The sequence below is a fragment of the Brevibacillus sp. NRRL NRS-603 genome, assembly GCF_003013445.1.
Classification (GTDB): Bacteria; Bacillota; Bacilli; order Brevibacillales; family Brevibacillaceae; genus Brevibacillus; species Brevibacillus formosus.
In genome coordinates, this window is sequence record NZ_PXZN01000012.1 from 289,253 (window position 1) to 314,799 (window position 25,547).

At 44.0% G+C, this 25,547-nt stretch carries 17 protein-coding genes; 15 read left to right on the forward strand and 2 right to left on the reverse strand.

Features of this window, described 5'->3' with window-relative positions:
• Positions 1-176 precede the first annotated feature (176 nt).
• The 14 genes from katG to C7R94_RS08865 all read left to right on the forward strand — a co-directional run bounded on the left by katG (position 177) and on the right by C7R94_RS08865 (position 16,432).
• Positions 177-2,366, forward strand: a complete 2,190-nt coding sequence (gene katG / locus C7R94_RS08800; protein ID WP_106780107.1) for a catalase/peroxidase HPI — start codon at positions 177-179, stop codon at positions 2,364-2,366.
• Positions 2,367-2,642: 276 nt separating this feature from the next.
• Positions 2,643-3,419 carry a hypothetical protein gene (locus C7R94_RS08805; protein ID WP_106780110.1) on the forward strand — a complete coding sequence of 259 codons (777 nt, stop codon included), beginning with the start codon at positions 2,643-2,645 and terminating at the stop codon, positions 3,417-3,419.
• A gap of 98 nt (positions 3,420-3,517) precedes the next feature.
• Positions 3,518-4,171, forward strand: coding sequence for a response regulator transcription factor (locus tag C7R94_RS08810; protein WP_106780112.1), 654 nt, complete (start codon positions 3,518-3,520; stop codon positions 4,169-4,171).
• Positions 4,172-5,608, forward strand: a complete 1,437-nt coding sequence (locus C7R94_RS08815) for a sensor histidine kinase (RefSeq protein ID WP_106780114.1) — start codon at positions 4,172-4,174, stop codon at positions 5,606-5,608. It abuts the gene before it with no gap.
• An 89-nt stretch (positions 5,609-5,697) separates the two neighbouring features.
• Positions 5,698-6,111: a ribosomal maturation YjgA family protein gene (locus C7R94_RS08820; protein WP_106780117.1), complete on the forward strand. Its 414-nt coding sequence runs from the start codon at positions 5,698-5,700 to the stop codon at positions 6,109-6,111.
• A 31-nt stretch (positions 6,112-6,142) separates the two neighbouring features.
• Complete coding sequence (locus C7R94_RS08825; protein ID WP_106780119.1) at positions 6,143-6,745, forward strand: DUF4304 domain-containing protein; 603 nt, start codon at positions 6,143-6,145, stop codon at positions 6,743-6,745.
• 169 nt (positions 6,746-6,914) lie between these two features.
• Entirely contained in the window at positions 6,915-7,385 is a 471-nt protein-coding gene (locus C7R94_RS08830; protein WP_106780120.1) for a hypothetical protein, read from the forward strand.
• 332 nt (positions 7,386-7,717) lie between these two features.
• A complete protein-coding gene (locus C7R94_RS08835) occupies positions 7,718-7,975 on the forward strand; it encodes an autorepressor SdpR family transcription factor (protein ID WP_007729097.1) in 258 nt (85 codons plus the stop codon).
• A gap of 16 nt (positions 7,976-7,991) precedes the next feature.
• Entirely contained in the window at positions 7,992-8,615 is a 624-nt protein-coding gene (locus C7R94_RS08840) for an SdpI family protein (RefSeq protein ID WP_106780123.1), read from the forward strand.
• A 1-nt stretch (position 8,616) separates the two neighbouring features.
• Positions 8,617-9,372, forward strand: coding sequence for a CPBP family intramembrane glutamic endopeptidase (locus tag C7R94_RS08845; RefSeq protein WP_106780126.1), 756 nt, complete (start codon positions 8,617-8,619; stop codon positions 9,370-9,372).
• A 236-nt stretch (positions 9,373-9,608) separates the two neighbouring features.
• Complete coding sequence (locus C7R94_RS08850) at positions 9,609-12,728, forward strand: efflux RND transporter permease subunit (protein ID WP_106780128.1); 3,120 nt, start codon at positions 9,609-9,611, stop codon at positions 12,726-12,728.
• 24 nt (positions 12,729-12,752) lie between these two features.
• On the forward strand, positions 12,753-14,087 hold the full coding sequence (locus C7R94_RS08855) for an efflux RND transporter periplasmic adaptor subunit (protein WP_106780131.1): 1,335 nt from the start codon (positions 12,753-12,755) through the stop codon (positions 14,085-14,087).
• A 21-nt stretch (positions 14,088-14,108) separates the two neighbouring features.
• Positions 14,109-14,891 carry a linear gramicidin aldoreductase LgrE gene (lgrE, locus tag C7R94_RS08860; protein ID WP_106780134.1) on the forward strand — a complete coding sequence of 261 codons (783 nt, stop codon included), beginning with the start codon at positions 14,109-14,111 and terminating at the stop codon, positions 14,889-14,891.
• Complete coding sequence (locus C7R94_RS08865) at positions 14,888-16,432, forward strand: aldo/keto reductase (protein WP_106780136.1); 1,545 nt, start codon at positions 14,888-14,890, stop codon at positions 16,430-16,432. Before lgrE ends, C7R94_RS08865 begins: the two co-directional genes overlap by 4 nt.
• 84 nt (positions 16,433-16,516) lie before the next feature.
• On the opposite strand, the gene C7R94_RS08870 is transcribed toward C7R94_RS08865, so the two are convergent.
• The gene (locus C7R94_RS08870; RefSeq protein ID WP_106780139.1) at positions 16,517-17,281 is read right to left on the reverse strand and encodes an ABC transporter permease; all 765 of its coding nucleotides are present in this window, start codon (positions 17,279-17,281) and stop codon (positions 16,517-16,519) included.
• A 1-nt stretch (position 17,282) separates the two neighbouring features.
• Complete coding sequence (locus C7R94_RS08875; protein ID WP_106780142.1) at positions 17,283-18,218, reverse strand: ABC transporter ATP-binding protein; 936 nt, start codon at positions 18,216-18,218, stop codon at positions 17,283-17,285.
• A 496-nt stretch (positions 18,219-18,714) separates the two neighbouring features.
• On the opposite strand from C7R94_RS08875, the gene lgrA reads away from it, so the two are divergent.
• Entirely contained in the window at positions 18,715-25,545 is a 6,831-nt protein-coding gene (lgrA, locus tag C7R94_RS08880; protein WP_106780144.1) for a linear gramicidin non-ribosomal peptide synthetase LgrA, read from the forward strand.
• Positions 25,546-25,547 lie beyond the last annotated feature (2 nt).

Genomic DNA, 25,547 nt, shown 5'->3' on the forward strand with positions numbered 1-25,547 from the left:
ATAGAAAATGAAAGAGTTCATATATTTTATCGTGTTTATACGATGCCACTGGCGACTGTCCATAATCCTTACCATGAAAAAAGCAAAAAGATGTTGATTTCCCCTGTTAACTGCTATATAACTTAATTAGAAGTATTATTATTTAATACTTAATTTAAATGACGGGAGAGGGACAAATGGACTCTATGGCAACTGCTAACACTGGAAAGTGCCCGTTTTCGCACGGTAGCACTACGAATCACAACCCTAGTGCTACATCGAACAAACACTGGTGGCCCAACCAGTTGAACTTGAACATCCTGCATCAGCATGACAGAAAATCTAACCCTATGGGCGAAGACTTTAATTATGCAGAAGAGTTCAAAAAGCTGGACTACCATGCCCTCAAGCAAGACCTTTATGATCTAATGACAAACAGCCAAGATTGGTGGCCTGCCGACTACGGACATTATGGGCCTTTATTTATTCGTATGGCTTGGCACTCCGCTGGTACATACCGTACAGGAGACGGCCGTGGCGGTGCTGGAACTGGCACACAGCGTTTCGCTCCGCTTAACAGTTGGCCAGACAATGCCAACCTTGACAAAGCTCGTCGACTTCTATGGCCGATCAAGCAAAAATATGGCAACAAGATCTCTTGGGCCGACTTGTTAATTCTAGCAGGGAATGCTGCTATTGAATCCATGGGCGGGAAGACAATCGGTTTTGGAGGCGGACGCGCGGACGTTTGGCATCCAGAAGAAGATATTTATTGGGGTGCGGAAAAGGAATGGTTAGGCGATGAGCGTTACACCGGCGATCGTGAGCTCGAGAATCCGCTTGCAGCTGTTCAAATGGGTCTGATTTATGTGAACCCCGAAGGTCCGAACGGGAATCCAGATCCGCTTGCGAGTGCTCGCGACATTCGCGAAACCTTCAAACGCATGGGAATGAACGATGAAGAAACGGTTGCACTCGTGGCAGGTGGCCATACATTTGGGAAGGCCCACGGCGCAGGAGATGCTGCTCTTGTAGGCCCAGAGCCGGAAGCTGCTCCTTTGGAAGCAATGGGCTTAGGATGGCAGAGCACACACGGTTCCGGTAAAGGTCGGGACGCCATTAGCAGCGGTATTGAAGGTGCATGGACTGCAAATCCGACACAATGGGATAATGGTTTCTTTGAACTATTGTTCGGATATGAATGGGAGCTGACCAAGAGCCCTGCAGGTGCACACCAGTGGGTTGCTGTTAATCCTGCTGATGAGCATCTTGCACCGGATGCAGAAGATGCGTCCGTTCGTGTTCCAACGATGATGACCACTGCGGATATGGCCCTGCGTATGGATCCAGTATACGAAAAGATTTCTCGTCGTTACTATGAGAATCCAGAGGAGTTTGCGGATGCATTTGCAACTGCATGGTTCAAGCTCACACACCGCGACATGGGGCCTCGCTCAAGATATTTAGGCCCAGAAGTTCCAGCAGAAGATTTTATCTGGCAAGATCCTGTACCCGCTGCTGAGTATGAATTAACAGATGCAGATATAGCAGAACTGAAAACACGGATATTAGACTCGGGTCTTACTGTCAGTGAGCTGGTCACAACGGCTTGGGCTTCCGCTTGTACCTTCCGTGGCTCGGATATGCGTGGTGGCGCGAATGGTGCTCGCATCCGTCTTGCTCCACAGAAGGAGTGGGAAGTGAATGAGCCGAAAAAGCTTGAAAAAGTACTTACGATCCTCGGAGTCATTCAAGAGGACTTTGGTAAAAAAGTCAGCATGGCCGATTTGATTGTACTCGGCGGTAGTGCCGCAGTAGAAAAAGCTGCACAAGATGCTGGCTTTGATGTGACGGTTCCTTTTGCTCCTGGACGTGGCGATGCAACACAAGAGCAGACAGATGAAGAAAGCTTTGCTGTACTCGAGCCAATCGCTGATGGTTTCCGGAACTATCAGAAGAAACAATATCGTGTCAGCCCTGCGGAACTCCTGATAGACAGAGCACAGCTACTAAACCTTACTGCTCCAGAAATGACTGCACTCGTTGGCGGTATGCGTGTTATCGGGACAAACCATGGTGGCACACAACACGGCGTATTCACGGATCGCGTCGGTACACTCACGAACGACTTCTTTGTTAACTTGCTAGACATGGGAGTACAGTGGAAGCCTGTAGAAGGTGGCGTATTTGAAGGACGTGATCGCAAAACCGGTGAAGTCTTGCGTACAGCGACTGCTGTTGACCTCGTGTTCGGTTCAAACTCCGTTCTTCGTGCCATTGCAGAAGTTTATGCACAAGACGATAACAAAGAAAAGTTTGTGCGTGACTTCATCGCAGCATGGGTGAAGGTAATGAATGCAGATCGTTTCGATCTTAAAGAAGCATAATCTGAAAATGTAAAGCAAAGAACAGGATTTGTTGTAGAATTCTGTTCTTTGCTTTTCTTTTCTATAGTAATATTAGTAATTGAATCGGTTAAAGAAATGCGAGACCCGCTCTTGAAAACCACCTGATGCAAGCCGCCAGGTGGTTTTAATCTTCCCTAGAATTTACAACTTAGAGACAACTGAAAGATACTTTTAACATATGAACGCTATATTCTATGAACTGTAACAAGGGTTTTGTGCACAAACCAAAAACAAAAATTTTCAGGAGGCATTACTATGAACAAAAAAAATATGCTCGTTTTTTCTATGGCACTAACAATTGTAGGCGGTGCTACAGCAGCTGTATTTGCAGCCGAAAACGCAGTTCAATCTACTAAAAACAAAGTCGTAACAGTGGCAAGCAAAGCAGGAAATGACTCAAATCAAACAACTGTAGCCAAAGTAGCAAATGGAAAGATTAGTGATGAAGAAGCCGTAAAAATGGCAACCAAAGCTCTAAAAGACTATATGGGGCTTGACGCGAAATCTTTTGGTGAGGCACGTGTGAATAGAACGAACGCGCAAGAAGATTTTAAGTTCTTCATGGATTTATATTCAAAAGAAGATGCAGCTGTATTAAAAGAAAACGCGAAAAAAGATACGGCAAATGTTATCGTGGTACAGTTTGTTCGTGCTGAAGACTTAAACCAGCCAATGCCCGCTTCTAATCGCATTGTTATAAATGAAGCAACAGGGGAAATTGTTTCTTTAACTGCTTTCACGAATGAAAATCGAAGCTCAGAGACAACAATCGATGATGCGAAAGTTAAAACTGCGGTAATCAACTTTTTTGATAAACAACAGAAAAATGTTAAGGTAAATACGATGAAGGTTAGTAAGACGGCTAATTCCGGAACCATACGTGTTCTTTGCGATCTGGAAGATGGAAGGGATGTAACAATGACAATGAGTCTGAAGAATTATTCAGTATCTAGTTATGAGATTAATTATGACAGACTACTCCCTCTACCTTCTGAAGAAAATGATTACCGTGAGAATTTCAGAGAACTGTAAGTAAATTAAGATATTGCAGGGACGAAAAACATGGAGTAGGTGCCCCAAATGGTACTTACTCCATCTAACAGCTACAAAAGGAATGAGGTAAAAACAGAATGATCAAAATTTTAGTTGTTGAAGACGATATCGCAGTAGCAAATTTAATAAAATTGAATTTAAATACCGCAAATTATGAGAGTTCAATCGTTTTTAATGGAGAGGAAGCCCTGAGTGTAATTGAAAGCGATCGTTTTGATCTCATCCTTTTGGATGTCATGCTTCCAAAAGTGGATGGATTTACTTTGTTTGAAAAAATTAAACCTTTAGGGATACCTGTCATTTTTTTAACTGCGAAAAGTTCTGTCACAGATAAGGTGTATGGATTAAAAGCGGGAGTAGATGACTATATTACGAAGCCCTTTGAAGGAATTGAATTGCTGGCTAGGATTGAAAATGTATTAAGGCATTACAATAAAAAAAGCAACATCATAAATTTTAAAGACACAGAAGTATACTTGCAAGAAATGAAGGTGAAAAAGAACGGTGAAATGATTGAGCTTACTTTGAAGGAGTTCGAATTATTGGTGTTTTTAGTGCAAAATAAAAACATCGTATTAACGAGGGAAAAAATCATAGAAAAAATTTGGGGATATGACTACGTTGGCGAGACTCGAACGATTGACAACCATATACAAAAGCTAAGGAAAAAGCTGGGATGGAAAGATGAAATTAAAACAGTATTTAAATTGGGATATAGGCTGGAAGAATAAATGAAATTTTGGCAGAGGATATTTTTATGTACATTAATTATATTCGAAATCTTTTTTGTACCAGCATCCATTTACCTTATTCATAGCAGCTTTGAACTCAATCTCAATATGGAGATCCGTTCCGGGATAAGTGAACAGGATCGATTTGCTAACTCTTTAGAATCAAATCTATATTTACTTAAAGTTCAAAAATCTTCAACCCCAGATGCAGAAGGAGTTGGCAAACCAAACATAGATTCCATGATTCGTACGTACTTGGACAACCTCGGAGAACAGGATGTGTATCTGGATGTAATAGATGAAAATAGCAAAGTTATTTTTAGCCATTTTAAAAACAACAAGATAACTCTTACGAATCGCGAAGAATTAAACATCCCATCAGATAAAGTAAATTACATCATACGGGATCTAGGGGAAAAGACGTACTTATTTATCGCTAAGAATATTTATTTGGAAAATAATCACTATAAGCTTTCTTATGTGAAAGATATTTCGAGTGTTTATGAAAATAGAGAAGACTTATTAAGCCTTTTAATCAAGCTAAATGCTCTTATTTCAGCAATTTTGGTCATCGTTACCATCATCATGAGCAAGTTTATCGTAAAGCCGATTAATAAACTGATCCAATCAACAAGAATAATTGCAGGTGGGAATTTCAGCGAAAGAGTCATGGTCAAATCGAAAGACGAAATCGGGTTGTTAGCGGAAAATTTCAATTTGATGGCCGTTGATGTAGAAGATAAAGTAAACCAGCTTAAAAGATCTTCAGAAGACAAGCAAAGGTTTATCGATAACCTGGTACATGAACTTCGGACTCCTTTAACTTCGATCATAGGCTATGCGGATTATTTACGAACGAATAAATATGATGAAGAGACTTATATCAACTCATTAAGCTTTATCTATGATGAAGGAAAGCGGCTAGAGAAACTGACATTTAAGCTTATGGAGCTCATTGTTTTGCGAAAAGAAGATTTTGAGTTAAAAAAGGGAAAGCTTGACGAACTTTTTGTGGAAATCAAACATTCCTTTATTCCAAAGCTGAACATAAAGAATATGGATCTGGAAATATCGTCGGAGCATCTGAGTGTTTTAATGGATAAGGATTTGATGAAAATTTTACTTGCAAACCTGATAGACAATGCGATTAAAGCATCGAAGAACAACGATAAAATACTTCTACGTTCATACAGAAATACGGAGTCAAAAATTATTCTTGAAGTGAAAGATACAGGGATCGGTATTCCTGATGACGACATAACAAAAGTTTTTGAGCCATTCTTTATGTCCGACAAATCGAGATCGAGAGCCAATGGAGGAGGGCTTGGCCTCGGGCTTTCATTATGTAAGGAGATTGCCAAAATTCATGACGCTGAAATAAGATTAGAAAGTAAGCTCGGTGAAGGTACTATTATCCAATTGGTTTTTCATTGTTAAAACGCTTTTCTACCGAGGAAAGGTAAATAAAAGAGGAAGATTGATGGAGGATGCACAAAGCCGAATGAAAGTACAACCGGACGATACCTATGAGCATATGTAAGGAGTGCTCCTCGAGTCGATGGAGAGCCAGTGTCGCCTATACCGTCGCTGTTTTTGTTGTCATGGCGTTGGGCTTAGGGTCCAGAGCGTTCGTCGATGTGTTGCCAGTCTTTGTAGCTGAGCATTTTGGCGATGCATTATGGGCCTGCATGATCTACTTTGGCTTCCGCACTTGTTATGCTCATAAAAAGATTTCTTTCTCATTGTGGTGCAGCCTCGTGTTTTGCTTTGCGATCGAGGCCAGCCAATTATATCAGGCCGACTGGATCAAGTCTCTCCGGGAGACAACTCTTGGGGCGTTGGTATTAGGAAAAGGCTTTTTGACGGTGGACCTTGTGCGGTACACTGCGGGATCTGCCGTCGCTACCTTGCTAGACCTAGCTTGGCGTAAGCGCTCGTGATGAGGCCTATCGCAAACTTCGAGGAGGGATCATGTTGCAACAGCTATTTACTGATATGATTAAACAGGACGTAAAGCCATTCCTTTCCAATCGCGGCTTCGCAAAGAAGGGGTTGAATTTCACTAAGAAAACAGAAAGCCTGATCTACATGTTCCATTTCCAAAAATCTGCTGGCAATGCAGCGGACCATGTAATGTTCTATGTGAACTGTGGTATTTATGCAGTAGAGTTGGCACAGATACAATCGAGAGCGATTCTTACAGCACCTCAAGAAGCGGAGTGTCACTTCAGAGCAAGAATGAGGGAAATTGTTGAGTCTGTTCCAGATCGATTTTCAATCACTCCTGACACGAATATGGATGATGTAAGAGTAACGCTGCTAAATGGCTTAGATGAGGTTATTCATTTCTATGATACGATGACCAGTGCCAGATCCATTGTGGATTATTACACTTCAGGTCCATTTTTACATCTGGGCGAAGAGAGCTTTCATTTGCTATTACAATCCAATGATGTAGTAGCAGCTAAACATTATTTGAATGCTTTGCAGGAAAAGCACGGAACAGAAAAGCGTTGGACCATATTCGAAAATAAATACAAGGCCATCTTCCATAAATATGGAGTGGAATTTTGATAAGCGATAAGTCACAGCGGTCAGTCTAAGACTTTGTATTCAGGTCTTCGGTGGCCGCTATCTCATTTAGTGGAGCCAGCACTAAACCAATTTTTGGGAAAATAGGCGAACGAGATAGGCGGAAAATCCATAATGTAAAGTGTGTGACAGCTAATGGAGGGGGGAAGTTATGTACGGGTGGTATCCACAAGAGGGTTATTATCCAATTTCAGCGGGAGAAGGCAGACACTACAACGATTATGAATTACTGAGACACATTGCTAGGTTAGAGCGACAGCTAGCGGAAGTACAAGGAGCAATGTCAGCATGTACAAAAAAGAATGGCGCATTAAAAAAGGATCTAGAAGTTGTTAGACAGCAAAGCTCAGTGCAAACGCAAAACGACCAAACCTATCAATCTCCAGCAGTAGATAAAGTTAATGTCAAATGTATAGCAGCGACAGAGACATCGGTAACCTTTGAAATATCGGGAAGAAGATTAACATTTGATAGCGATTATTATGGGAATTATGTAGGTGAGTATACTCCTGGAAAAGTATACGTGGCCATGGCAGATTACGGAGCTGGGCAAATCTATCTGACCATTAAAGATGATAATGAAATTTGGCATACCTTTAGATATTCACGAATCCAATCGTAATTAACAAGATATGCTCGCTTCTTTTGATTTTTGTCGAGTGATATAACCAAGAATACTGACTGCGTCTTGGCAGAAAATGCTTATGTCACTCGACAGTGTAGTTAATTCGGGAATTGGTATGTAAATAAATACTTATATGAACTGAGATAAACTGTATGAGAATGATTGGATAAATTTTGAATTTGTGGTAGAATTGATATTGAAATGAACGATTCAAAAACTACTTCCATCCAGTTGTGCCTTACGAGCTGGCAGAAGGTATTTCTCAACCTAACATTTAGATAAATTCCTAAATATCTAAAAATGATGTAGGAAAGTAGGATCGATTGATTATGTCAATGAATTACGCATTTAAGGCACTCTCTGATCCCACAAGAAGAAAGATTCTTGACCTGTTGAGGGAGAAAGATATGACGGCTGGAGAAATAGCCGATCATTTTCAAATGACTAAGCCCAGCATCTCCCACCATCTCAGTTTGTTGAAACAGGCACAAATGGTATACGACGAACGAAAGGGGCAGAACATCTACTACTCACTGAACACGACCGTTTTTCAAGACTTATTAAAATGGTTTATCCAATTCCATTAGAAAGTGAGGGAATCACATGAATAAATCCAACTTGTCTCTTTTATTTTTTGTCATCAGTGTTGTCTTGAGCGCAATTTGTTATCCCTCCATGCCAGATCAGATGGTCATTCATTGGGGACCAAATGGCGAACCGAATGGTTTTGCGCCTAAGCTTGTGGGTGTATCCTTTATTCCGGTTGTGATGCTGTTTCTTTTCGTGGCTGTTCGCAGTCAAAAACAGTATTATCAAAGGTTCCAAAGCAGTCACGATACAATCTTGCATACATTAATGATCGTACTTCTCGTCATCCATAGCGTGATAATCGCATATGGATATGGGTATATGTTAAATATTGGGATATTCGTAACCCTTATTTTGGGAATTCTCTTTGTAACGATAGGGAATTTTATGCCTCGTTTTCGACATAACTATCTGATTGGGATACGCACGCCATGGTCACTCGCTTGTGAAGAGGTCTGGAAAAATACCCACCTATTGAGTGGGCGTGTGTTCTTCATCGGAGGAATCCTCATCATGCTCACCTCATTCTTACCAACAACCATACATTACATCCTTATGTTGATCATTGTGTTGGTGACAATTCTGATTTCTATCGGAAGCAGCCACTACTATTACAAAAAAGCAGGAAGGGGAAAGTAGAATGAAAAACTTGAAAATAGCATTTCTGTTATCGTTAGTGAGCGCTATCGGTTTTATCGCAGCTATTCCGTATTTGCTGGCAATTGGCGGGGATGCATTAGCTCTGGTACCTCTCCCGCTACCGGTTGCCATGACCATTTTCGTCTTGCAGGGAACCATCATGGCATTTCTGTTTTCGTGGATTGGATTGACCTTCGCAACCAAGCTAGGGCTGGATGCCCCTGTCCTTCGGAAATGGTTATATAAAACGGGTGGAGAGTCCTTCAACAAAAAGGGAATCATTCAAGCAGTCATCTTTGGCTTTGCAGCAACAGGTCTGCTCCTCCTACTGGAATTTGCCGTTTTCCAACCATTACTGCCAATCTTGGCGGAAAAAGCACAAGACGTAGAAGTGTCGACTTGGGCAGGTATCCTGACAGCCATTCAAGGCGGAGTTTACGAGGAAGTCATGGTTCGTTTGTTCATGATGACAATGATCGTGTGGATTTTGAGCAAGCTATTCGGACGTAAATCATCCCCTAAGCCCTGGATGTACTGGGCAGGCATCATTGGGGCAGCCCTTATATTTGGGCTTGGTCATCTCCCTGCGGCAAATGTCTATTTTGGTGAGATTACCCCGCTGTTGTTCATTCGCACGATCGCCCTTAACGGCGTGGCAGGTATATTATTCGGTTACCTCTACTGGAAGCGTGGACTGGAGTACGCAATGATTGCTCACGCGATAGGGGATATCATCCTTCATGGGTTCATTAAATAGACTGTTTCCCACACAGATTCCTTTTGTATAGAAACATACAATTTCTTTACATTTCGCGAGATTATTCGCGTACATAGATCAAAAACTCCGTCGTAAGGTGGTTTTTGGTCTTCTTTCTGTTTGGTCAAAAAGCGGAATGAAAAACAATTTTTAATTTTTATGGAAATTTATTGAATACCAAAAAAATGAGGGGTAATATAGAGGATGGAATTTATTAGGAATGAGGGGGGCATGCCTTGCGTTTTCTAACGAATTTTTCTCTCAGAAACTCAACCGCTATTATTATTATGACCCTGCTTGTCGTAGTTAGTGGAATCATTGCCGCCATGTCTCTCAAGGTAGAGAACATGCCGGATATCACTTTCCCTGTGCTTCTAGTCAATACTACTTATCCGGATGCATCACCAGAAGATGTTCTCGATGATGTAACTAAGCCATTGGAACGTGAAGTTGGGCATGTCACAGGTGTTAAGGCAGTGGAGTCGTACTCAAGCAACAATAGTTCCACGCTACAGGTCTACTTGGAGACTGGTTCAGATGTACAAGCTGTCAGGGACGAGCTGGAAAGAAAAATCTCCAGTATCGCGCTTCCTAGCAAAGTAAACAAACCGCAAGTGATGGTTCAGGGCTTCAGCAATCAACCCGTCTATTATCTGTTTGTGACAGGACAGGATAATGAGAGTGGACTCGATCATTTTGACAACGATGTAAAAGAAACGGTGCTCAAAGAGTTAGAAGGTATTGAAAGTGTTGATAAAGTATCAACAATAGGCGGGCAATTCAAAGAAATGAAAATCCTGCCAAAGGTAGATACACTAAACTACTACGGAATCTCTCCATTGCAGTTGAAACAGCTTTTACTTGACAATCACGTAGCGCTGCCTATCGGTTCGATCACCGAGGATGGGGAAGAGCGCATCATTCGCGTAGTGAGCCGTTACCGCAATGTAGAAGATATTCGTAACACCAAGATATTCCTCCCGAGTGACCCTAAAAATGGGCTTACCTACGTTAGGCTTGGCGATATTGCTGAAGTCAATTTTGATGAAGTCGTTAATTCGATCAGCCGCTATAACGGCAAGAATGGAATTAACATCAATATTTACAAAACACGTGACGCCAATGCGGTAGAAACCGGTGATGCCATTAATGCAAAATTATCCCTTTTGAAAGAGGAGTACCCGGACTTAACCTTTACCACGATTTATGACACTTCTGTCGATATCAAGAATTCGATTAACGGCATGCTCAAGGAAGGCTTGCTTGGAGCTATTATGGCTTCTGTAGTCATCTTGCTGTTTTTGCGTCATGTAAAAGCAACCCTCATCGTCCTAGTCTCTATCCCAACATCCATCCTAGTTAGTCTGATCTTCATGTCCTGGATGGGCATTACTCTCAATATGATCACCCTGTTCGGGATGGCAGTGGCTGTAGGACGAGTTGTGGATGACAGTATCGTCGTTATCGAGAATATTTTCCGCCACCTGCAATTGAACAAAGAACGCAAGGAAAGCTTGATTCAAATTGCCACCCACGAAATGCTACATGCCATTACCTCATCGACTTTTACAACAACCGCCGTATTTTTACCCATTGTCTTTGTTGGAGGGATGATCGGAGAAGTATTCCGCCCATTTGCACTAACCGTTGTCTGCTCGCTGTTTGCCTCACTATTAGTAGCCGTGACGATTGTTCCACTGTTAGCCAAGCTGATGATCTTAAAAGACCACAATATCAAGGAATATGAACATGGGAAAGGGTCTGACACGTACAGGAAGTTACTTCAATGGTCACTCAACCGCAAGCCTGCTGTCGGATTTCTGTCTCTCGTTCTATTTGTCGCAAGTTTAGCGCTTCTCCCGTATATGAAATACGGATTGTTTCCTGATCCGGAAGCGAAGTACATATTCGCGCAAGTAACGATGCCAAAAGGTACACAACTAGATGGACTCGATCAAACGGTTGCCCAGGTCGAAAGTAAATTGATGGAGCAGCCCGAAGTAGAGTACATAGAAATCAATCTTGGCTCGGAAAATGAAGCGGAAATACGCCAATCGAATCAGGCTCTCTTACTAATCAAAATAGGACAAGATGTGAATCTCGACCAAACGATCAAGAAATTTGAGGGAATCGTCAAACCTATGATTCCACTAGGATCTGAAATGGCCTTGACTAAACCTGGTAGCAGCGATACCAACAAGTTCAAGGTGATCCTGTATGGCCCAGATCTGGATCGTTTGAAAGAGGCAAGCGAAATAGTCAAATCAAACTTGAAAGTAAGTCCTCTGTTGACCAATGTGAAGGACAATTTGAACGATTTCAAAAATGAAGTTGTCATCAAAGTCGATCGAGACAAAGCCTCGGAACTGGGAGTTTCCCCTGTACAGGTGGCTCAAGAGATCAACCTCCTGGTTTCGGATACCCAAATTGGCAAGATCAAAGTCGACGACAAAGACTATAGTCTCTTCTTTGGACTCGGTGAAAACCATGCGCAATCGCTAGAGGAACTGAACAATATCTACATTCAAACGCCAAGCAAGCAACAAGTTCGTTTGGTGGACTTTGCCGAGATTGACCAAGAAAAGGTTCAATCACAAATCATGCGCAAGGACGAAAAACAATTCGTACAAATTACGGCAGATATCACGAGCGACAATAAAGGAGGAGCGAGTAATTTCCTGTTTGCGATGTTGCAAGCGGAAAAATTGCCTGCCGGAGTTACATTGTCATCTGAAGGCGTCTCAAGCGACATGGAAAAAAGCTTCAAAGATATGCTCTTAGCTATTGGTGCAGCAATATTTATCGTCTACATCGTCATGCTTATCACTTTTGGCAATGCTACGGCTCCACTTGCGATTCTACTGTCCCTGCCACTTGCTGTGATCGGCGGATTATTTGGCCTATTCATTTCGGATACCGTTCTCGATATAACGGCACTTATTGGCTTTTTGATGCTGGTCGGAATTGTTGTTACCAATGCAATCGTGTATGTGGACAATATTCAGCAACGAAGACTGGAAGGGACTTCTATGCGTGAGGCAGTTGTCGAAGCTGGCGTTACCCGCGTACGCCCCATCATTATGACGGCTGTTGCGACAGTCAGCGCGCTCTTGCCACTTTACCTCGGCTTTTCTGAAGGAGCGTTGATGACCAAAAGCTTGGCGATTGTGGTCATTGGCGGACTCGTTACATCAACGATCCTGACCTTATTCGTGGTTCCTATTGGGTATGAATTACTGTATCGGATCAAAAAAGACTTTTTTGCCCCTGATACCAAAGAATCGGAGATCGAGCCAAGTGAGGATATGTTTATTTCCGTGCTGAGAAGTTTACGCGATATGAAAAAGTCTGGGTAAGGCAGAGGGAGGAGTTTACTAAAAATGAAGAAGACGAAGCTAATCAGCTCAGGCGTGGCATGTCTTTTAGGCTTGACGATCATCTCGGGATGCAATTCACAATCCGTAGACAAGACCAATTCAACAGAAGGAAGAACACCAATCGAAAGCCAGTCCAGTACGGAGGTTGAAACGATTAAGGTGGAGAATTCCGTTGATGTTCAAGTAGAGGAAGTCATAGAAGGGGAACTCAAAGACTCCGACAGGTTACTGGCGGAGGTATTCGCCAACACGGATGTGAGTATTTACGGGAAAACTACCGGAACTGTCTCACAAATCTTGGTGAAAAAAGGGGACACAGTAAAAAAAGGGCAAGTCATCGGAAAGCTGGATCAAACCGAAGCGCAACTGAAACTGCGCCAAGCTGAGGCGGCATTAGCAGTCGCCAACGCAAATCTCGAGCACTCCAACAAAATGGGGACGTCTGGCGAATTGGCAAACAGTCAACTGAAGCAGGCGGAGCAAACCTATGCGAGTGTCAAGCGTACAATGGAACAAGGATTGACGCTGGCGCAAGCAAATTACAACCGCTCTAAAAAGCTGTTTGAAGAGAAAGCTTTGTCCAAAGGTGAGCTCGAGAATGCAGAAAACGCATTTCTGCAAGCAAAAAACCAGTATCAAAGCCAGCTGGATCAGGCGCAAACCGCTTTGATTAATGCTCGCTCGCAAGTGAATACAGCTGATAAAAATGGACGAGTCACGCAAGCAAATGTGCAACAAGGACAGGTTGAAGTGGATATTTCTAGGAATGCGTTGGAAAACACGCTGATTAAATCAACAATTGACGGCATTGTCACCGATATCCAAGTCCAAGAAGGCGATACGATCAACCCGCAAAAGCCTATTGCAACGGTAATTAACCTTGATCCGATGATTGTGAAGGTGAATGTGTCTGAAAAAGCGTTGGCAAGCTTTCAAAAAGGAACACAGCTAAATTTGCAGGTTCCCTCTCAAAATATCAAGGTCAAGGGCAGCATTACCTACGTGGGACTAAAGGCTTCTGACCAATCTAAGCTTTTCCCCGTGGAAATCGAAGTGCCAAATCCAAAAGGTACGCTACTTCCCGGAATGAAGGCAGAAGTTTCTTCAATCAATGGACAAGCAGGGATTCTCATACCGACAGATGCCATCCTGGAGAGAAATGGGAAATCGGTAGCCTTCGTCGTGAATGGAGAAAGAGTAACTGAGAAGGAAATCTCGATTGCTTCGAAAGGAACGGAGAAAACGCTTATCAGCTCCGGCGTGAAGCCGGGAGACAAGGTAGTTATCAAGGGGCAGTCACAATTAAAAGATCATGCAAAAATTCGCATTGTTCCCTAAGTAATAGCGAGGAGGATACCTATGCAAAAGATGCACGTTTCCCAGAACCGATGGCTACTCTCTGCAAAAATGACGGCGGAGGCAGAAGTGCTATTATTTTGCTTTCACTATGCTGGTGGTCACGCTGGTATTTATCGGGATTGGCAAAAAAAGCTGCCCGTTCAGATTGGCGTTTGTCCTGTGCAGCTTCCAGGCAGAAGTAATCGCTTTTTAGAGCCTTGCTACACGGATTTGTCTGCAATGATTCGTGATTTGGCAGAAGCGCTTCTTCCCTATCTAAATCGACCGTTTGCCTTTTTTGGACATAGCATGGGAACGCTGGTCAGCTTTGAGCTGGCCAGATATTTACGCAAACATTACAACCTCAAGCCGCAACACCTGTTTGCATCCGGGTACCATGCCCCGCATCTGCCAGATCCGGGTGAAGCCATCCATCATCTCCCCGATCAAGAATTTCTGGAGGGCGTACGAACGCTGAATGGCATGCCAAAGGAAATTTTTGAGGACAAGGAGATTCTGGATATGCTTCTCCCTACGCTTCGGGCCGATTTCACGATTTGCGAGACGTATCGCTATCAAGAGGAGGAACCGCTGGAGTTCGGACTGACGGCCATTGGCGGTTGGCAGGACCCGGATTTTTCCGTAACCCATCTTGAAGCCTGGGCAGATCACACGAACGCTGCTTTTCAAACGTACATACTGGAAGGGGACCATTTTTTCATCCATTCGCACCAGGACCAAGTCCTTACTATTGTCGGGTCAACTCTTCAAAATTATCTTGCTGGGTACAGGGGGATAGGATGATGACAGGAAAAGCAACACGAGAGGGGACACAGCGCCTAGCACAGGCCAATCCCCATCTTTTCTATCAGCAATTTGGCAGCTTCGATGTGTGGATCAGCCAGGTGGGATTCGGAACGTACCGGATTGATGAACAGGATGAGCAGTACCAGCAGGCACTCCGTAAAGCGCTGCTCGAAGGAATTAACCTGATTGACACGAGTAGTATGTATACAAATGGCAGCGCTGAGAAAGTCATCGGTCATGTGCTGAAGCAGTTAATAAGTGAAGAAAAAATAAAGCGGGAAGAGCTTGTAATCGTGTCCAAGGCCGGTATTGTCCAAGGCGAGGATTCTGAGGAGACGACGAAGAGGACAGCGGAAGGAAAACCGTATCAAGACTTCACGACGGTACATGAAGGAATGTCGATTTGTATCCACCCAGAATATCTTCAAGACCAGCTGACACGCAGCCTGCAGCGCCTGCAGGTGGACACGATTGATTGCTACATGCTGCACAATCCAGAGTGGTATTTGCTATGGGCCAAGATGAAAAAGATCAAGCAACAGGAAGCGTATGATGAATTATTAGAGCGGATTGAGAAGGCTTTTCGACATCTGGAGAAAGAAGTAGAATCAGGTCGTATTCAATGCTATGGTGTCAGTGCCAATTCGTTTGTCAGTAATGCCAAGGAATTTGATTTTGTTGCACTAGATACCCTCTGGGAGATTGCAGAAAAGATTACGCCGAATCACCATTTTCGCGTCATCCAGTTTCCAATGAACATGTACGAATCCGGTGCCATACTGGAAAAAAGTCATGCGCAAGGCAAGAGTGCCTTGTTATTTGCCAAGGAAAAAGGACTTGGTGTCATGACCAACCGGACGCTAGATGTGACAGCAAAGGAAAAAATCTTCCGCCTGACGAACATCCAACTAGATCAGAGCGCGGTCGTTGACGAAAAAGAAGCCATTCGTCGAATCAAGGATTGTCTGAATCGTGTAGATGATGTAGAGGATCAGATCGTCTATCGCGTCTTGCCATTACTAAAAATGGAGAAAGAAGATGTGAAAGAGCTGAAGAAAAAAATATCATCTGGGGCTACACTCCGCAAATACTGGAAAAAGCTATACTCCGCCACAAATGTGAAAAATGTGAGAAGCTTCTTGTTTGAGCCGATCATCGAGGATATTCGCAATACGATAAAAAAACATGAGGGCTTGGACGACCAGACGCAGCAATGGCTGGATACTTACAAGGCAGCTCTTATGGAGACAGCTGAAGCTTTGGAGAGCTACTACGCCCCCAAAGACTACCAGCGTTCACTGGATATCACGAAAGAGCTGACGAGGGTGAAACCGCATTTAATGACAACAGATAACCTCAGTCAATCCGCGATTAGAACGATGCGTGCCACTCCAGAGGTACACAGCGTTCTCGTGGGGATGAGACGTGAGCATTATGTAGAGGATGTACTAGTGGAATTGAAGAGACCTTTGGATACGATCATGCAAGAAGAAGACTGGCACACAATGACCCAAACCCTTAAAGCGGTTATTGGCTAAAAGCCCTTTTCAAATAGGAAAACCACCTTATGGAATCGTTCGGCAACAACGATTTCAAAAGGTGGTTATTTTTCGTATCCCCAGTTATTTCCACTTGCTAATGATATGCTCGCGATCAAACACCTTAATACTTATCTGGAACAAGATCAGGGCAACCACGGCACAAAGTGTGACCATTCCCAGATAGATTACCGGATTGCTCATCATGGAAAGGAAGATGACCTGGCTGACAGCAAGTCCGATGATCGGAAGAACCAGTATGGCACCAAATTGTTGGGCTGCTGCGACGTTGTCGACTTTGGAGGAAACAATAACACTCATGGATACGCTGATGATCGAAATAAATGGGACCAGCAGGAGCATCGCGAGAATAAATACGATGGAAAAATACTCGCCAGCATTGTCAAAGGTTGCAAAGATGAACCCTAGAAAGATTAGCTGGACCACCCAGGTCAGAGCGATGGAAGGCAAGGAGTAAGCTAGGACCTTACCAAGCAAAAACTCCTTGGTTGAAATCGGGGTGACCAGTACGCTTTCCAATGTTCCTGTCATTTTTTCCATGATGATGCTCGTCGTGGCAAATGTTAAAGGGATCATTGCCGGTACGATCAGGAACAAGAGGAAATAGAAGCGGGCAATGGCAATATGACCATCTTCACCTGCCATGTTAAGGAGGGGATTGGTCAATTTCATCAGGTTAAGGATGAACTCCATCTTACCGTTTTGGGCAAATACAGTGGTGATCAGAGCGACAACCAATATCACGAATGGTGCCGCAAGGTTCGTAATCAATACGGAGCGGGCAGCGAAAAGCTCTTTCCATTCCCGGATAATAACAAATCCCGGCATCCTAGATCGCCTCCTTTTCTTGATTCAACAAGCTGAGATAGGAGTCCTCCAGTGACACTGAAATGGGGGCTATGTAATTGACGGTAATATCCGCTTCGACCAGCTTTTTGATCAGCTGTGGGTTCGAGATCTTCGGATTGGCTACCCTCAGGTGGAACTGATCCTCGGTGCGCTTATACGTCTCAACTTCCGCGGCGGCTTTTATAATCTGTTCCGACTTTTGAGAATCCGCGCCTACATCAAGAAGCACATTGTAGGTGGTCCACTCTTCGCGGAACTTCTGTGGCGTCGTTAAACGAATCACCTCACCCTTAATGATGGCGAATTCATGACACAACTCATCAATTTCCGCGAGAATATGTGAACAAAAAATGATCGTTTTTCCAGACGCAGCCCACTCGCGAATCAGATCTTTCAACTTCCGAGTGCTGACAGGATCGAGATTGGCTGTGACCTCGTCTAAGAAAAGGACCTCTGGATCGTGTAAAATCGCGCAAACAATCGAAAGCTTTTGTTTCATTCCTTTTGACAATCTGCCGGCAGGATCGTTTCTCCTGTCCCATAAATCGAACTGGCGTAGCAAATACTCGATGCGTGAAGCACGTTTGGCTTTGGGAATCTGGTAGCAGGAGGCGAAGAATTCCAGGTTGTCCAACAGAGAAAGCTTGTCATACACCCCGGGCGATTCGGTTACACAACCAATTTTTTTGCGTATCTCTTCTTTTTTCTTGCTGATTTGATGGCCGAGGATGCTGACTTCTCCTGACGTAGGCTCAATGAGGCAGGACAGGATTCGAAGGGTGGTTGTTTTTCCGGCTCCATTAGGTCCGAGTAGACCAAAAATTTTACCTTTGGGAATGGAGAGAGAAATGCCATCGAGAACTTTTTTGTCTCCAAACGATTTTTTGAGATCCTTAATGACGATTGCAGGTTCCATAAAAAAATCCCCTTTCCTAGATTTTTCTGTGACTCCGATTGCTTATGCAGCCCCCATATCGTAACCTTTTTATCCAATTTGGAATATTAAAAATCTGTAAAAGTAATGAGTTTACTACAAAAATGGGTAGAAACGACTGGAGATTGAGGTACAGGGGTAGAGGCAAATTCCATCAGAGTGAAATGTCATGTTGAACGAAGTGCAGCATTGAAAATGAGAATTGTCAAAGCTTGTCATTTTTTACCAGTGGTAAACTTCCCTCCTTTCATCCCCTCAAAACTAGCAGGGTAGTGCCTTTTGGCATTCTTCCTCTAATTGTTGGGTACAAAAAAATAAAAAAATTTACATACAACTACTTGCAGAAAACCATTATTTTGAGTTATATGTAAAAACATGCAAGAAAAAGTAAAAAAGTGGCACAAATTCCATCTAGGATGATTTTCAATCGAAGTCAACTTTTTGTCAACGAAATTATGAGAAATGCTGGTGATGTTTTTTGAGAATACTTTTCCTAACGACATTCATGAGCAAAGAAAACAGGATTGTGCAGTACTTGGAATCAAGAAACCACGAAGTCATCGTGTGCACAAAAAAATGGGAGCAAGGTACCGAATATTTTGAAGAAATTGACTATGTGGTCAGTTACGCGTACGGCTATATTCTGAGTAAGGAAATCGTTTCCTGTTTCAAAGGGCGCATTATCAATCTACATACATCCCTTTTGCCCTGGAACAAGGGGAGAGACCCTGTTTTCTGGAGCATTTGGGATGAGACACCAAAAGGGGTTACGCTACACCTCATAGACGAGAACATAGATACCGGCAATATCCTTGTTCAGGAAGAGATTTCTTTTGATGACGAAGATACACTGATCGATTGTTACAACAAAGCGAATCAGGTGATTGAAGACCTGTTCATCCGAGAGTGGGAGAATATTGTAAGTGGGCGGATCACACCATTTCCACAACCAGCTGGAGGGTCGATTCACTACAAAAAAGACCGAGATTTCTACAAAAACCTGAATATGACCACCGTAAAAGAGCTACTGGCATTAAAGCGTTTTTGTGGAGAACGAGCACAAGTAGAGAAGAAGATCGATAGCACCTACCATCAGTTGTTTGAACGACAAGTCGAAGTGTTACCAGACAGTCTAGCAGCTGTATGTCCAGACCAGTCACTGACATACAAACAGCTTAATGAGCGAGCCAATCAGTTAGCCCATAACCTTCGTGTCAAAGGAGTTAAGCCTGACAATCTTGTAGCGATCATGATGGACAGATCACTGGATATGCTAGTGAGCATTCTCGCCGTTCTAAAGGCAGGAGCAGCATATCTCCCTATCGATCTGGATTATCCGGATGAACGGATTGCTTATATGTTAAATGACAGTAACGCACTCGTTTTATTGACACAGACTCCCCTTATAGAAAAGGCGAAAAATATCTGCGAAGAAGTTGAAGTGATCGACGTGTGTGACTCTGGTAGCTTCAGCGACAGAAAAGAGAATCTGCCGCACGTCAATCGATCAACTGATCTCGTCTATGTCATGTATACATCGGGATCAACAGGTTTGGCCAAGGGTGTGATGATCGAGCATGGCAACTTGGTAAATTTTTGCGAATGGCATTGCCAGTACTTTGAAGTGAGCCCTGAAGACAAAGCACTTGTCTATTCCAGTTTTTCGTTTGATGGGTCTGTATTGGAAATGTTCCCTTTTCTACTCACGGGCGCTTCGTTACACATTGTGCCAACTGCACTGAAGTATGATCTGGTGGCCTTGAATGATTATTGCAACCAAGAAGGCATTACGATCAGCTTTTTTCCGACGGGAGCAGCTGAACAGTTCATGCAAATGGACAATCGTTCTTTTCGAGCGATGCTCACAGGCGGGGATGTGCTCAAAAAGGTTGATCGGCGCGGTGCTTACAAGCTGTACAACTTGTATGGACCGACAGAGTGTACGATCCTTGCTACTGTTTTTGAAGTGGACAAGCAATACCAGAGCATTCCGATTGGCAAGCCTATCGCACACAGCTACATCTTCATTTTGGACGAAAAGCTGGCATTGCAACCGATTGGGGTAGCAGGCGAGGTATTTATCCTTGGTGATGGGTTGGGACGAGGTTATGTGAACCGACCAGATTTGACCGCTGAGAAATACATCATTCATCCGCAGACGGGCGAGCGCATGTACCGCACGGGAGACAGAGCACGCTGGTTGCCTGACGGAAACATCGAGTTTTTGGGCCGCCTCGACAACTTGGTCAAAATTCGCGGATATCGGATCGAGCCAGGAGAAATTGAACCTTTCCTCATGAAACATCCAATGGTCGAAATGGCAACAGTTATCGCCAAAGAACGTGAGGATGGCCGCAAATACTTGGTTAGCTATTATGTTGCTCCTGATGAAATCCCTTTTTACGAGCTGAGGGAATGGCTCGAACATGATCTTCCTGATTACATGATCCCGACGCACTTTGTTCACATGGAGACTCTACCACTCACCACGAATGGAAAGGTAGATAAGCGGGTATTGCCAGATGTACAGGGAGATGAGGAGCTGCTGAGGGAATATTATGTCGGGCCCACTGATGAGCTTGAACAACAATTGGCTCACGTGTGGAGCAGCGTGCTAGGAATTTTGCAGGTGGGAATCGACGACCATTTTCTTGAATGCGGTGGGGACTCGATTAAGGCCATGCAGCTCATTTCCCAGTTCAAGAATATCGGTTTTGATTTGAGATATGACCAGCTTTTTAAGCACCCAACCATTCGCCAATTGAAACGTTTGTTCACAGAACAAGAGCAGACGAACATCCAACCATTGCAAGAACTGGTCGCTCAACAGGAATACGAAACATCCGCGGTGGAGAAACGAATGTACATCATCCAGCAGCAGGATGTCGAGTCGATCGCATACAATGTCACATTCACGGTTGACTTTCCCAAAACCGTAGATGTGGAGCGTATCCAGATGGCCTTGCAGCAGCTAGTCATACGTCACGAAGGATTACGAAGTACGTATCACATGCATTATGACGAAATAGTAAAACGAATTGTCACATGGTCCGATCTATCATTTGTTCGACAAACAGGTGAAGAAGAGGTAGTACACAGCCTACTTGCAGAGCACATCAAGCCATTCGATTTGGCAAAAGCACCATTGCTCCGGGCTGGAATCATTGAAACTCCTGACAAACAGGTTCTCTGGATCGACTCCCATCACATTGTCATGGATGGCTTATCCAAGTCGATTTTGTTACAAGAATTACAGACTTTACTCGAACGACAGCAGCTTCTCCCTGTAAAAAATACCTATAAGTCGTTTGCGCGATGGCAAAATGACTGGCATTCAAGCGTGGAATACAAACAGCAAGCTGCTTACTGGGAAAACCTCCTTGAGGGTGAGCTTCCAGTTGTCCAACTTCCTACACGAAAACGTCCGCCGCAACTGACATTTGATGGAGCTACTATCACGTATCGCGCAAACAAAGAACTCACTAGAAAGCTCAAGACCACAGCAACAAAACACGATGTAACCCTCTATATGCTGATGCTCACCATCGTATCTGTCTGGCTATCCAAAATGAATAACGACAGCAAGCAAGTCATACTCGGTACCGTAACAGATGGAAGACAGCATCCAGATTCGCGAGAGATACTTGGGATGTTCGTTAATACCTTGCCACTTCTACTCTCGATTGACCATGAAGAAAGCTTTTTACATAACCTGCACCAGGTAAAGCAGGAGCTCTTGTCTGCTTTGCAAAACCAGTACGTTCCCTTTGATAAAATTCTCGAAGGCTCTGGCGCAAAACGCGACGGGAATCGTCATCCCTTGTTTGATGTGATGTTCATGATGCAAAGCTCATCGGAGACAGGGTTGGAAAACCGAATGCGTCATATCAACAACAGGATTAGCAAGTTCGACCTGACACTAGAAACGGTAGAGCGGGAGAACGAGCTGCACATTGTTTTTGAATACAACACCCATTTGTTTGATGAAAGCATGATCCACCGTATGATTGCGCAGTTCGAACATCTCCTTTTGCAAGCCGTACACGGTTTAGAGGAGCAAGTTAAAGCGTTTGAACTAATGCCTCAAGCGCAACGCCTCGATTTGGTTCTAGGGGTAAACGATACATCTAAAACATACCCCAGCAAATTGATCATGCAGCTGTTAGAAGAATGGGCTAGTGCTACACCTGACAAGATCGCTTTGGTACTCCGCGAACAGTACATGACGTATCGAGAACTGAACGACCGAGCAAATCAACTGGCACATACCCTCCGTACTAAAGGGGTGAAACCAGACGATCTGGTGATGCTTATATCGGAACGATCCTTCGAGATGATCGTGGCCATTTTCGCCGTGTTGAAAGCAGGTGGAGCCTATCTGCCGATCGATCCGAACAGTCCGTCTGACCGAATCTCTTACATTTTCACAGATAGCGGGGCCAAGTTGGTGGTAGCACAGTCCCGATTTGTTGAAAAAGCAAGCTTTACAGTGGATGTTATTGATCTGAACAACGAGAGCAGCTTTTCCCCAGATACAAGCAATCTACCACTAGTTAACAAGCTGGATGACCTCGTGTATGTCATGTACACATCGGGCTCAACCGGGAAGCCAAAAGGCGTGATGATTGAACACGAGGGGCTGCTCAATGTACTCCATGCCATGCAAGATGAATATCCGCTTATGTGTGATGATGCATTCCTGCTGAAGACGACCTACATTTTTGATATCTCTGTAGCGGAAATTTTCGGGTGGATTCCTGGGAATGGCAAGTTGGTGATTCTCGAGCCAGAGGCGGAAAAGAATCCCAAAGAAATATGGCAAGCGGTAGTCCAAGAGGGGATCACCCACATTAATTTTGTGCCATCGATGTTGAATCCTTTCGTTGAATATCTGGAGGGGCGAAACGACGTCAACCGATTGCGGTACATCCTTGCTTGCGGGGAAGCGATGCCGGATGATCTCGTGCCAAAAGTATATGAAGTACTGCCGGAGGTGAAGTTGGAAAACATCTACGGGCCAACAGAAGCGACAATATATACGTCCCGCTATTCGCTCGCAAAAGACTCACTGGAGAATCCTGTTCCCATCGGAAAGCCATTGCCGAACTATCGAATGTACATCGTCAATCAGTACGGACAATTGCAGCCAATAGGTGTTCCGGGCGAACTATGCATCGCTGGAATAAGCTTAGCGAGAGGATATCTGAATAACGAAGAGCTGACAGCGGAAAAATTTGTTGCCCATCCATTAGAGGCTGGTAAGCGTATCTATCGCACAGGCGACCTGGCACGCTATCGCGAGGATGGCAATATCGAGTATCTCGGACGGATGGACCATCAAGTAAAAATTCGTGGATACCGCATCGAGCTGGATGAAATTCGCAGCAAACTGATTCAGGAAGAGTCCATTGATGATGCGGTGGTTATGGCCCGAGCTGACCAGAACAACCAGGCATACTTATGCGCCTATCTGCTTTCCGCGAAGGAATGGACAGTTAGTCAATTGCGCGACCTGCTTCGCCGTGAATTGCCAGAATATATGATACCTGCCCACTTTGTTCTCATGAAGGAATTTCCACTTACATCCAATGGTAAGCTAGATCGCAAGGCTCTGCCCGAACCGGATGGAAGTGTGAGAAGTGAAGCGGAATATGTAGCACCGCGCTCTGAAATGGAAAAGATTCTTGCCGAAATTTGGGGAGAAGTACTTGGCATCGAGCGGGTAGGGATTCAAGACAGCTTTTTCGAGCTTGGCGGAGATTCAATCAAGGGTTTGCAGATCGCGTCTCGTCTGCAACGGATGAATCTCATGATGGCAGTCAATCATTTGTTTAAATACCCGACGATTGAACGAATGGCACCGTTTGTCATTTCCGAGAGTATCACGATCGATCAGGGACTGGTAACAGGGCCTGTCTTTCTTACACCAATCCAGCACTACTTCTTTGAACGGATTACATCAAGCAGACATCATTGGAATCAAGCCATGACGATTTTCAGCCGAGAGGGCTTCCAAAGCGAACTACTCATGGAGTCTCTAAAGGCACTTGTGCTTCATCATGATGCACTGCGCATGAGCTTTGCCGAATCGGATGAGGGATTTGTCCAGTTTAATCGGGGCGACGAAACCAATCTGTTCGGATTCCATGTGTTTGATTTTAGAGAAGAGCTGGACGCTCGAACCAAAGTGGAAGAAGAAGCAAACCGATTGCAAGGCAATATGAATTTACAGGAGGGGCCGCTCGTTCAAGTAGCGCTCTTCAAAACAAGACTAGGTGACCATCTCCTTTTTGCGATTCACCATCTGGTTGTTGACGGTGTTTCCTGGCGCATCATTCTGGAAGACTTCCGAATCGCCTATCAACAAGTAGCCTCAGGTAATCCAATTGCTTTACCGGAAAAAACACATTCTTATCAAAAATGGGCGAAAGAGCTAAAAAACGTAGCCAACAGCAAGAAGCTTGTAAACGAACTAGCTTATTGGAAAAAAGTCGAATCCATTCCGACCCGTCCATTGCCAAAGGACCAGGAGACCATTTACCAGACCGAATTGGAGACGATAACAACGTCGGTTCGTTTTTCCAAAATGGAAACTGAAAAAATACTGCGCCATACCAATCACGCCTACCAAACAGAAACGCAAGAGATCTTGTTGACTGCCTTGGGAATGGCGATGCAGGAATGGACAGGGGCAAACGATGTTAGGGTCTTTTTAGAAGGACATGGACGTGAAGAGATTGTCAAAGGCTTGAATGTCTCCCGTACGGTAGGTTGGTTCACTTCCCTTTTCCCAGTCGTCCTGCCGGCTGCCAAATCGGGCCAATTGGCGGAGCAGATCAAGCTGGTCAAAGAAATGATGCGTGCTATTCCGAATAAAGGAATCGGGTATTCCATCTTAAAGCATCTCACAAATACCGACCACAAACGAGACATCCATTTCACACGCCAACCCGAAGTTGTGTTTAATTACTTGGGGCAGTACGATGCCGATCTGGACAATGATCTGTTCACGCTATCGGATCTACCAGGGGGCAGAGTACTAGGCCCTCATGCCGAACGCATGCACCCGCTAGATATCTATGCCAAGATTATCGGTGGCGAGCTGGTTATCTATTTGAATTACAATCGCCATGAGTATCACAAAACGACGATAGACAAGCTCATGGGACTCTATCAATTTCATTTGAACGCTATTATTGTACATTGTATGCAAAAGAAAGATTCTGAGTTAACACCGAGTGATTTCGTGGACAAGAAGCTCTCTCTGGAAGAACTCGATGACATTATGGACTTGATAGGCGATTTGTAAGT